The organism is Paenibacillus sacheonensis, from assembly GCF_009909195.1.
In the GTDB taxonomy this organism is placed as follows: domain Bacteria; phylum Bacillota; class Bacilli; order Paenibacillales; family Paenibacillaceae; genus Paenibacillus_Z; species Paenibacillus_Z sacheonensis.
Map to the genome: position 1 here is coordinate 48775 of NZ_JAAAMU010000006.1, position 11113 is coordinate 59887.

The following is an 11113-nucleotide window of genomic DNA, read 5'->3' on the forward strand; positions in this document are numbered from 1 at the left end:
CGTTTCCATTTACTGCGGCTTCATCATCAAGAGACGATACAGGAAAACGGCCGTTTCCGCGCGGTTCGTGCCTTTGGCCGGTTCGATGCCCGCAGTGCCGCCTTTCACGATGCCTGCCTTCACCAGCTTGGCAACGGACTGCTTCGCGTAGCCGGCGACCTTCCCCTTATCGGCAAAGCCGTCCAGCTGCGTTCCCGCCGCCTCCGGCAATGCGCTCCCGAGCGTCTTCAGCGTACGGTCGATCAGCACCATCAGATCCTGTCGCGACACCGCAGCTTCGGGCTTAAAGCCTGCGCCGTCTCCCGTGGCGATGCCGAGCGCCTTGGCCGTCGTGATCGCTTCATAGTAGTATTTGCCTTTCGGGACATCGGCGAAGCCGCTTCCTTCTGCCTGCGCCTTCAGGCCAAAGGCCCGCACGAGCATCAGCATGAGATCTCCGCGCTTCACCGGCAGGGCGGGTTCGTACTTGCCGTTACCCGTTCCGCCGACGATCCCCTTCGAAGACAAGTAATGGATTGCTTCCGCAGCCCAGGCCCATTTGGCTCCGAGATCGCTGAACGAGATCGCGGCGCCGATTCGAACCGTCGTCTTCGTATCCGGATGCAGCGTTGTCATCTTCAACTGCGAATCGACCGTCTTCAGCTCCTTGACAGAGACTTTGGCCTCGCCTGCTCCGATCGCGACGAACGTAAGCGAAGCCAAGGCCGCGCTTCCGCTGACGCCCGCAATCTTGCCGATCTTCGTATGCGCGAAGCGAACCTGCCCGTCCGTCAGAATCGGGTCTGTCGACATCCCCGCGATGGCGCTTGAAGCCTCTTTGAAGCGAAGCTTGCCGGCATCGTAATTGAGCGTAACATCGAAAGCATAGACGTCGGCGAGCTGCTTTCCTTGCAGCGTGAACTTCACTTCCTGTCCGGCCGCCGGCGAAGCCGGGGACGTGGTCAGCTCGAAGACGGGAGCCGTCGCTGCCCGGGCAGGCGCAAGGCTGTTGGCACCGAGCAGCAGGCAGATGAGAAAACCGAGAATTAGTTTGCGCGGCATATGCGGCGGCACTTCCTTTCCGTATCCGTTAACCCAAAATGAAACGGCTCTCGCCGCCCGGAAATAGACGGCAGAGCTCGTTTCATTGCAGGAAACGCTGAGCTTGGTTCGTAGATGAAGCCAATGAAATCATGCATGTAGAGATCGCGATGTAGAGGAAGGCTCTGAGCCTTCCTCCGCTGGATGGAATGTACTCTTATTCCGCAAGCCAGCCATCGAGAATCATGCGGGCAACGGCGGCAAGCGATTGGATCGTGATTTCGCCGTTGTCGAAGATGTCGGCTGCGGCAATGGCATCCCAGCCTTCGTCCGTCGATTTCTTGCCGAAGTATTTCACGATGAGCGACAGATCCTTGATCGTGATGCTTGTTTGTCCCGGTACGAGCGTAATCAGCTTCGTCATGAAGGTATGCACCGCAGCGTTCAAGTCGGTTACCGCTTGGTCGACTTGACCTTGCGTCGCCGCAGCGTTGTTCTTCACGCCCGTTGCGTTGTCGATCGCCGTTTGCAGCGCAGCCTTGGAGCCGACTGCATACTTGCCGAGCTTCGTGCCTTCGACAGCGGCATTGTGCTTGCTTTGCGCGTTCGTAATCGCCGCGGTCAATGCAGCCTTATCCGCGCTCACGACAACCACTTTGCCTTCAAATGCTGCCACTGCGTCCGCAAGAGCCGTCGCAGCATCATTCACTTGCGATTGCGAAGCCGAAGCATTGTCTCTGACGGCTGCCGCGGCGTCGATCGCCGTTTGCAGCGCGGCTTTGGCGCCTGCTTGATACTGGCCGGCCGCCGTGCCTTCAACCGCAGCGTCATGCTTGGCCTGCGCGCTTGCGATCGCCGAGCTCAGAGCTGCCTTGTCGACGTTGCTGATTGCGATGCTGGCGGAAGCGCCAGCCGTATTGACGTTGACGGTCTCGCCGTCGTCGCCGATCGTCATGTTCGTCAGGCCGACGGAGGTCGATCCGACGGCTGCGTTTCCTTTGACGCCGCCATGCAGCACCAGCAGATCGCCGTCGGCTGCCACGCCGTTGCCCGCGCCTTCGCTGGCCAGCAGGATACGGATCTGGCCCAGCTCCGACTTGACCGCCGTGCCAAGGACGACGAAGTGTTCTTTCAGCGATGCGATAGCGCTTTCGGCCAAGCTAAGCTTGCCGTTCTCGTCCGTCACCGTCGCGAATTCCAGCTTGTTCGGATCGTAGTGCACGGTCAGATCGGCAATCGAGAAGCGATCCGTCACGCCGGCAACGCCGACGTTCAGATCGACCGGTTGGCCGACAAAAGCCGTCGCCGGAGCATCGATCGTCGCGTGCAGGGAATCCGAAGGTTCCTCCGGCTGCAGCGACGTGCCGGACGAGAGGATCAGATCGCCGAATTTCAATGGATCCTTGCCGGTCGAGATGCCGTCCATATAGGAAATCCAGCCCTCGCGGCCTGCGCCGTCGTTGTCGTTGACGATGACGGAGATGCCGAGATCGGTCAGATCCGCCGTCGCCGGCTTGCGCGCATCGGTCAGGATGCTGTTCCATGGGAAGGCGACCACGTAGTTCGTCAAGTGATTCGCTTCGTCACGGGTGAATTTGTACTTGATGTCGTTCAGGTTGCCGGTCGTAACCGGTCCCCATGTTTCGTTGCCGAGCGCCGATTCGCCGGTCGTCGCGTTGAGCGACGCGATGAACCGCGGATGGTTGTCGCTCGATGCCGTTCTGCCCGGACGTTCAGGGTCGAACGACACCTGCAGGCTGTCCGCGCCCCAAGAATCGTATACGTTGGCCGCGGACATGCTGTGCACGTCGTCCGTCACTTGCACGGCGAGGTAGAGATAGTCGTCGTCCCACTTGACGTATTGGTCGCCCGAGCGGTCGCCGGCTTGGTCGCCGATCAAGTGAACGACTTGCGAACCGGACCACGCGTCCGCGTCGATCGAGCCGTCGAGCGTGCCGCCGCTTAGAATCGGATGTTCCGGATCGACGCGGGTTGCCGTCAAATCGCTGATGTCTTTATTGAAGGAACGGTCGTAACCGTCCGCGTTCGTAATATGGAACGTGAAATGCGTGCGGTTGTCGGCCGATAGCATCGCGGCCGGAATCGTAACGTACTGCGTCGTGCCGCCCGCGATGTCTCCGAAGCTGTAGCTGCCTGCTGCAGCCGCCGGCTCCTCGACCTGCACGGTTCCGCCTGCGACGCTGCCCGAGTCGTGCTTGTTCGTGAGCGCGACTTTGACGTCGTAACCGGTCTTGGCCGCATTCTGCACCGGATAAATCTCGACGCCGATCGAATCGTCCGTGTTCTTCGTCTGCACGGTGAGCGTCTTGTAGTTCGTGCCGTTCGCCGTCGGCGTAATCTTCAGGTCGTACGTGTATTTCGCGTAGTTATCCGGGACATGCAGCACCAGCGTGTCTTTCGAAGAGCCTGCGCTGAACGTGCCGCCCGAGACGATCGACCAGCCTTGCGGCATGTCGACTTGGTATGAACCGCTCAGACCTTTCGCGCCCTCGGTCACGCGGTTGATGTCCAGGCTCAGGTCTTGGCCGGGCGTTACGCTGACCGGACTGAACGCTGCCGTGTCGAAAATCACGTCGGACGAGTCTTGCGGTTGTTCGTACACGCGCACCCAGTCGATGTACATATCGGATTGATCGCCGTAGCGGTCGAACCCGTAGCCGGGAGGGAACGCGTCGCTTTGCGTCATGGCGTTGTTGATCAGGAAGTAGCTTCCTTTGCGCCACGACAACGGCAGCGTCTTCTGTTTGTAGACTTCCTTGTTATCGAAGTAGTACGTCGTGTAATCTTCCTGAACCAGCACGCCGTACGTGTGGAAGCCCATCGAGATGTTGCCGGCGTCGCTGCCGATCAGGTCGACCGTATTGACCGCCTTGCCGCCGCCGTCCAAATTATCGTAGCCCCATGGATGGGTGGCGATGGAATAACCCGACACGTTCGGCGGGTAAGCCTCGATGATATCGAGCTCGTCGGTCGCCTCGTCGTTCACGCCGGTCAGCGTCCAGAACGCCGGCCATTGGCCCGGGTTGGCACCGACGAAGAAGCGCGCCTCCAAGTATTGTTCCGTGTAGCCTTTCGTGCGGAAGCCTGCGCCGTCATCGCCGACGGAGCTGAGGAAGCCCGTCGTATAATTGCGCTGGTAGCCGTCGACACTGGCCGGAAGCTTCTGTTCGTAGTACTTCGTCTTGATCTTCAAGTAATCCTCGACTTGCTCGAACGGGTCGTACGCGCTGCCGCGGTCGGCAAACAAGGCGTTGCCGTAATCCTTATAATCCGGTTTGTGCGAAGCGTACGTCGTACGTTGACCTTGGCCGTCGATGCCCGTCTTCGAGATCGTCGGCATCGTCTTGTAGTCGTCCTCGAACGTCACGTCCATGTCCAGTCCGTCCAGCTGCGACGGCATCGGCGCGTTCTCCAGGCCCATGTTCCAATCCGCGCCGCCATTATTATAGAACTGGAAGTAATCCTCGATCGTCTTCGAGCCGTCCGTCTTCGTCGCCGTCACCTTCACGGCTACCGGGCCGTGCGGGAATTGGTCGGCGTCGAACGTGATCGAGCCTTTGCCATCGCCGTCCAGCGTGACGTCGGCCAGCTTGACGATATAACCGGAGGCGTCCGCGTGCTGGGCATCCGGCTGATGCAGCATGTAGCCTGCGGCAGCCGTGTAACCGCCCTTCGCCGTGAAGTTCAGCGTCGTCTCGCCGTCAAGCTCCGCACGGTAGGCCGGCGATTGCAGCGTCACCAGGTCCGGCAGCGCGATCTTCGGCGCCACGACGGATACGGTTTGGGTTGCATACTTCACGCCATTGACGATCGGCGCGATCTTGATCTGGCCGTTCGGCAGCGCGTAAGCCGCCGGGACGCTGACGACGATCGTGTCGCTCGCGCTGCCGGCCGCGAAGCTGCCGCCCGATACGACGGACCAGTTCGTGTCCGGGAACGTCACTTCGTACGTGCCGGCCATCTCTTGAGCATTCTCGTCGCGTGTGATCGCGATGCTGGCGTTCTCGCCCTGCACGACGTTGATCGAGGCAGGCGCCGTGAAGCCGGGAACGACCGCGTTCGGATCGTACACGTATTCGAAGCCGTCGACGATGGCGGTATCGCGGCCGCTGTTGGCTTCGGTCTTCACTTTCAATTCGAGCTTATGCTGGCCGCCTCGCAGGCCCGTCTTCTCGAATACTTTGGCGTTCGATACCGTGTCTGCCGTTTTGGAATCGATCGTCGTCTGGAAAACGCCGTCCAGGTAGACGTCCAACAATCCGCCTTTATCGTACGTGCGCATGAAGACGGATACCGCCGTACCGTCGAACGTGAATGCGTTCACGTCGCCGTTATTGTTGGCGTTATCGTACATGTAACCCCAACCGTCATGCCACCAGCCGCCGGTCGTGGCGAAATAATCTTTGGATTGCGTCGATTTGTCGAACTGTCCCCAGTTGCCGCCGTCTCCGCCCGAGGTGCTCTTGTACGGATACGTCGTGGAATCGACGCGAATCGTTTGAATCTCGTTCGACTTCACGTAATCATACTCGAAGCCCTCCAACACGATCGAACCGCCAGGTCTTGTGACGACCAGCTTAAGCGCATGGTTCCCGACGGGAAGACCGCTCTTGCTGAATACCCGTTTCTTGCCGCTGCTGCCGTTCGTGTCGACCGAGCCTTGCTTGACGCCGTCGATATAAACGTCGAACGCGCTGCCGCCGTCGATGTAGCGGGCGTACAGCCCAACGGCATCGCCCTCGAAGTTGAACGTTACGTCTTGATCCGTGCCTGCCGTGATATACATCCACGCCCAGCTGTCTTTCCACCAGTTGCCATGGAACGAGAAGTAGTCGTTCGGCTGCGAGCTGTGGTCGAACGAGGTCCAAGCGCCGTCCGTCCCTCCGGACGCGGTCACATACGGATAAGTGCTGCCATCTACCGTACGCTTCTCGCCGACGCCCGTAATCGCCGGCGCTTCCGGATCGTCCGGTGCCTGCACGGTCACCTTCATCGGCGGGTAGGTTCCGTCGCTGATGGTCGGCGTAATGATCACCTGACCGTTCTTGCTCTTGTAGTTGGAAGGCACTTTAAGTTGAATCGTATCCTCGTAATGGTTGGTCGAGAATGACTGGCTCGCTGCCGCCTGCCAATTATCGCCTACCTTCACCTGCCACCCGCTTGTCGGGAACGTCAGGCTGTACGTGCCGAAGCGGGTTCCCGCCGCGCCGTTGCGGTTAATGTTCACCGAGATTTCATCTCCCGGAGCTGCCTTGAAGAACGTATTTTCCGTCCAGAATTTCGGCAGGTTCGGATCTTCGAAATGGCGGAACTCGAAGCCCGCGATACGCAGGAAACGCGTAGCTGCGTTGTTCGCGCCCATAATCTTGAGCGTATGGTCGCCATCGGAGAGTCCGCTCTTCTCGAACGCCCGGAACGGCTGATCCTGCGTTGCGTTCGTATCGATATGCGTCTGAAGCTGGCCGTCCAAGTAAATGTCGGCTTCGCCGCACTCGGTGCACTTCGTCATATCGAGGGCAATGGATGTCCCGTTGAAGTTGAACTCCAACGCGGTCGAAGCGTCTTCTCGAACGTACATCCAGCTCCAGCCGTCGCGCCACCAGCCGCCGTTGATGAAGTTGAAATACGTGCCGAGGTTCGTGCTCGGGTCGTACGTTGCCCATGACCCTTGATCGCCGCCGCCCGTGTTGCGATATGGATAGGTAGTGGAATCGACGCGAATCAATTCGCCCGTCGCGCCGGTTGCCGTCGCGCTGATCACGATCGGCTCGTAAGATGTACCGCCGCTCGCCACCGGCGTGATCGTGATATCGGCCGTCTCATCGTAGTCGTTCGGAACCAGGAACGTCAGCGTGTCGCTGCTTGCTCCTGCCGCGAAAGCGGCGTTGTACGTGCCGGTTATGTCGACGAACTGCTCGCCGTTCATGATCTTCCAGCCTGCCGGCGCTTGTACGTGGTACGAGCCGGACAGCGCTTTCGCTGCATCGTTGCGGCTCACGTTGACGCGCACGACGTCGCCGGAGAGCGCCTTGACCGAAGCATCGCTTTCGAAACGAACCGTACCCGGCGCGTCTTGATACACGCGTACCCAATCCACGTACGTATCGGCCTCGTTGCCATAGCGCGTGAAGCCGCCCGGAACGTCGAAATTCTCGAACGGATCCGCTGCGTTGCCGTTGATGCCGTAGTGATCCGACACGGCGGCGTTAATAATGAAATAATTGCCGTATTGCCAACTGAATGGCAATGTTTTGTGGCGCGTTACTTCCACGTTGTCGCAGTAGTAATACGTCCAGTCTTCCGTAATGTAGACGGCCAGCGTATGGAAGCCCATCGCTAGATTGATATTGCCGAAAGGAGCCGTATCGAGGTTGGCGCTGTAGCCGCCGCCGAGCTTGCTGGCGTCGTAGCCCGCAGCCGCCGGTTTGTCGTACCCCCACGGATGCCAGGCGATTTGGTAGCCGGTAGGCGTACCCAAGTAGCCCTCGATGATATCCAGCTCGTCGCTAGGCTGGTTGGCCAGGTCCGGATTCTGAACGTAACCGTTCGCCGTCAACGTCCAGAATGCCGGCCACATGCCGGGGTTCGGACCGAAGAACATGCGGGCTTCGAAATACTGATTGCGTCCGCCTTCGGTATGGAAGCCGCCGCCCGCCTGGTCCATGGAGGACAGGTAGCCGGTGCTGACCTTCTGCTTCCAATAGTCGTTGCGGACATAGCCCGTCGGATGATAGATCGTCGACAGCTTCATGTACTCGTTATCGCTGATCGAGAACGGATTATTCGGGCCGTCGGCATCTTCGAACGCCGCCCAGCCGAACATGCCGCCGCGCGCCTCGTCGACCTTGGCCGATGCGTACGTCGCGCCGATGCCGGTCTTGTTGATCGTCGGCATCGTTTTGAAATCGTCCTGGAAGACGGTAGGCATGCCGCTCGTGACCGGATTGACCGGGGCGTTATCTAGTCCTGCCCGCCACGCCACGCCGACCTTGTTGTTGAGCTGCAGGTAGGCATTGTCGATTTCTGTGCTGCCCTGGAACACTTGGATGCGCACGGAAATCGGGCCTTTCGGATATTCGGAAGCCGGGAATTGCACGCTTCCGTCTCCGCCCGCCAGCGTAACCTCGCCGACGAGATCCTTCGTGCCGTTGCTGTTATGATTCAAATCGCTTGGCTGCTTCTGCGAGTAGACCTTAGCGGTTGTACCGAGCGTATTGTGGAACGAGATGGTAATGGTATTGTCGTTAATGTCCGAGCGATACGCCGGAGACGTCACCGTCGTAATGCGATCGGCATCGCCGGCCGCAGCCTGGACCTTACTTGAGAAGCCGAAACCGACAAAGCTCGATAGGATCATCGAAAACGTCATCAATAACGCCATGGAACGATTAAACCGTCGCCATTCGCGCTTCATTCCCATTTTGCTACCTCCCTGTTTCGATCTGTTTGTCTTCCATGCGAATTGACTCCTTGCAGCGTCTTCCGCTCGCCCCGAATGCTGCGGCGATTATACCGGAAACCTCTCCCTTCGCGACCTTATCTGACATCCACAACGTCTGTCCCCATTTATTATAGAAAAAGAATGAAAACACTTACATACGGTAATATTCTAGTTTCTATGGTAAAAAAACAAAGTCGTCCCAGCGGTTTGTCGAGCGTTGGCGCTTATCGCCGCAATCTTGTCGCTGCCTGTCGAAACCCGGTACGGAACCTTTGAGACAGGATTCCAGCCGTACAAAAAGGCCCTGCTGCATGACGGAATGCCGCAGGACCTGCTATTCGTATGTTTATATGCCGATATGCGAGCCGCACGAACGACTTACGTCAGCTCGGCGGCCCCCTTGATCATCCATTCGATCGGATCGATGACGTTGAACACTCTCGGATAGACCATTCGGGCAATAAGCACGACCCCCGGCCGATGCAAGGTGACTTCATAATCGTATCGCTCGTTGCGGTACGTGTAGGGAAACAAGCGGTCGTCGTTGATTACCTGGAAGTCGACGATGTCCACCCGCTCCTGCAGATACGCATCCGGCAGCGGGAAACCGGCTTCGTCCAGCTGCAAATTGCGCTGCAAGTACGCGTCCGCTTCCGCGCGGGCGATCGCCTCGTCGATATGAAGCCGCCCGTCCGCCAGCGCGGCCGCATCGATCTGCTGGGCGGCGGCATGGGCAGCCCGGTTCACCGCATGCTTGCCTTGGAACAATGCGGCGACGGCCATCTCCTCATCCGTCTGCAGCGCATGCAGCAGCATCCAGATGACCGCCATCAGCATCACGAGCACCAGCTTGTACATGAACGGCCCCCTTTCCTTTTCCGATGCGATGCGATGCGAGACGAGTATCCTATTCTGCTCGCTCATTCGATCCCCCGCTGCAACGCGTCAGTAGATTATGGCACATACTCGCTCATTTTCGTTCCCGAAGCCTTAAGTCTCGCATCGGCCGGCGGCGGCCCCACGCCGATCAAACGGTCGATATTGAACAGCCCTTCGACGGGATAGCTGGCGCTGACCGACAATGGAGCGCCGCGAGGCAGCGGCTGCGAGGGATTCGTCGCATCCGCCCCGTTGTCCGAGACGACCTCGAACGCGATGCGTGCCGGATCAAGGCCATAACCCGCCAAACGCTCCTTCGCGTCCTGAAGCATCGCCGCATCGACGAAGCCGTAATCGCCGCTCGCGCCGACCTCCAGCAAGTAATCGACTTCCTGCTGAAGCACCGCCTGCCTTACGATGAGCACATGCTTATATATGGGCGAGAACATGAACCAGCACATCATCGCTGCAAGCAGCACGAACACCAGCAAGCTCTTCAAGGGCTCATCCTCCGTATGCCGTCGCCCATATGATGGCCGGATTGTTCCAATTGACGGTTCATGCCGTCCTCGCCGCCCGTTACTTCGCTATAGATCATGACGGCGACGATGATCAGCAGCAGCGTCATGAGCAGAGAACGCATCGGCGTCGCCTCCTTCTTCGCATCGTATTCCTTACGGCGTAGTCGTCGTAAGCAGAGCGCCGATCTTCGTATTCGCGGAATCTCCCTGCGATTGAATCTGCGCTTTCGTACCGGTCGTATCCTTGGAGACGATGGCATTGAACAGCAGAACCACGACGACCAGCATCATGACCGTAATCAAAATATTACGCATGCTTACTCACCTCCTTCTTAGTTCAGGGATTGGAACAGCAGCTGGCCTTCCTTGACCCACGGATAGATAAAAATCTGAAACGTGTACATGATGGGAATGCCCGCGAGGACGAAAAGCAGGTACGACGTCGATTCCTTGCGGCTGTCCTTCGCCAGCTCCAGCTTCTCCTTATAATCCTGGATCCGCTCGCGCAGCAGCTCATAATACCGCTCGCTCTCGTGCAGGCGCAGCGAATCGATCGTCTCGACGAAGCTCAGCCCTTCTTCCGTGCCGAGCCGAAGCTTGAGGCGCCGCAGCGCGCTTTCCGCATCGTGGTACCACTCTCCGAGCAGCGTCTGGAGATCCCCGCGCATCGTGCGCGTGTAAGGCAGGCATCGCATCAGCTTCGTATGGATATGAAGCGAGGAGCCTGCGAGGTAGAGGAGCTGGTTGCTGACGATGTGAATTTCTTTGGTCATGCGCACCGCGCGCGTCCGGCGTACGGCTTCCAGCCAAGGCAAATCCCACAGCAGCAGGAGCAAGACGGCAGCCAGCGCCAATGGTGCCGACACCGCAGGCAGCACGGCGATCAAAATCTTCGTCATGCCGTAAGCCAATATAGTCCACAGCGGCGTTCCTGCCAGAATCGCCCGGCGAAGCAGTACGTACAGCGCCGCATCGCCCGTATAGCCGCAGCCCGCCAGCAAGCGCTCCCTTTCTTTGAATGTCTGCGAGACGCGGCTCACTCTCGCCATTCGCAGCCAGCGGTCGTCCACCGTATGGGTCTTCCATTTCAATAATGCCAAATGGGCGAACCGCGGCTTCTTGAACGAAGCGGCCTTCAACAAGGAGACCACGAGCACGAAGCCAAGCGCGTATTGAATGACGAGGGCAGCCCACATGAGGACGATAGTGATTTCATTGCTCATCGGAGCGC

Annotated in this window: 7 protein-coding genes; all 7 read right to left on the bottom strand. The window is 58.9% G+C overall.

The genetic code is table 11. The annotated features are described in order from the left end of the window. Positions 1–9 precede the first annotated feature (9 nt). The 7 genes from GT003_RS13205 to GT003_RS13230 all read right to left on the bottom strand — a co-directional run bounded on the left by GT003_RS13205 (position 10) and on the right by GT003_RS13230 (position 11105). Positions 10–1041, bottom strand: a complete 1032-nt coding sequence (locus GT003_RS13205; RefSeq protein ID WP_161698399.1) for an S-layer homology domain-containing protein — start codon at positions 1039–1041, stop codon at positions 10–12. A 196-nt stretch (positions 1042–1237) separates the two neighbouring features. After that, the gene (locus GT003_RS13210; RefSeq protein WP_161698401.1) at positions 1238–8461 is read right to left on the bottom strand and encodes a sugar-binding protein; all 7224 of its coding nucleotides are present in this window, start codon (positions 8459–8461) and stop codon (positions 1238–1240) included. A gap of 399 nt (positions 8462–8860) precedes the next feature. Further along, on the bottom strand, positions 8861–9340 hold the full coding sequence (locus GT003_RS13215) for a hypothetical protein (protein ID WP_161698403.1): 480 nt from the start codon (positions 9338–9340) through the stop codon (positions 8861–8863). Between the two features lie 95 nt (positions 9341–9435). Then, positions 9436–9861 (bottom strand): hypothetical protein, encoded by a 426-nt coding sequence (locus GT003_RS13220; RefSeq protein ID WP_161698405.1) that lies wholly within the window; start codon positions 9859–9861, stop codon positions 9436–9438. Then, the gene (locus GT003_RS13225; RefSeq protein ID WP_161698407.1) at positions 9858–10004 is read right to left on the bottom strand and encodes a hypothetical protein; all 147 of its coding nucleotides are present in this window, start codon (positions 10002–10004) and stop codon (positions 9858–9860) included. Before GT003_RS13225 ends, GT003_RS13220 begins: the two co-directional genes overlap by 4 nt. 31 nt (positions 10005–10035) lie before the next feature. After that, positions 10036–10197, bottom strand: a complete 162-nt coding sequence (locus GT003_RS32135; RefSeq protein ID WP_170312228.1) for a hypothetical protein — start codon at positions 10195–10197, stop codon at positions 10036–10038. A 17-nt stretch (positions 10198–10214) separates the two neighbouring features. Further along, complete coding sequence (locus tag GT003_RS13230; protein ID WP_161698409.1) at positions 10215–11105, bottom strand: hypothetical protein; 891 nt, start codon at positions 11103–11105, stop codon at positions 10215–10217. Between the last annotated feature and the right edge of the window lie 8 nt (positions 11106–11113).

What these genes read in the sequence shown, in the direction of transcription:
- GT003_RS13205 (WP_161698399.1), bottom strand. Translation starts at nt 1,041, where the DNA reads ATGCCGCGCAAACTAATTCTCGGTTTTCTCATCTGCCTGCTGCTCGGT.
- GT003_RS13210 (WP_161698401.1), bottom strand. Translation starts at nt 8,461, where the DNA reads ATGGGAATGAAGCGCGAATGGCGACGGTTTAATCGTTCCATGGCGTTA.
- GT003_RS13215 (WP_161698403.1), bottom strand. Translation starts at nt 9,340, where the DNA reads ATGTACAAGCTGGTGCTCGTGATGCTGATGGCGGTCATCTGGATGCTG.
- GT003_RS13225 (WP_161698407.1), bottom strand. Translation starts at nt 10,004, where the DNA reads ATGCGTTCTCTGCTCATGACGCTGCTGCTGATCATCGTCGCCGTCATG.
- GT003_RS32135 (WP_170312228.1), bottom strand. Translation starts at nt 10,197, where the DNA reads ATGCGTAATATTTTGATTACGGTCATGATGCTGGTCGTCGTGGTTCTG.
- GT003_RS13230 (WP_161698409.1), bottom strand. Translation starts at nt 11,105, where the DNA reads ATGAGCAATGAAATCACTATCGTCCTCATGTGGGCTGCCCTCGTCATT.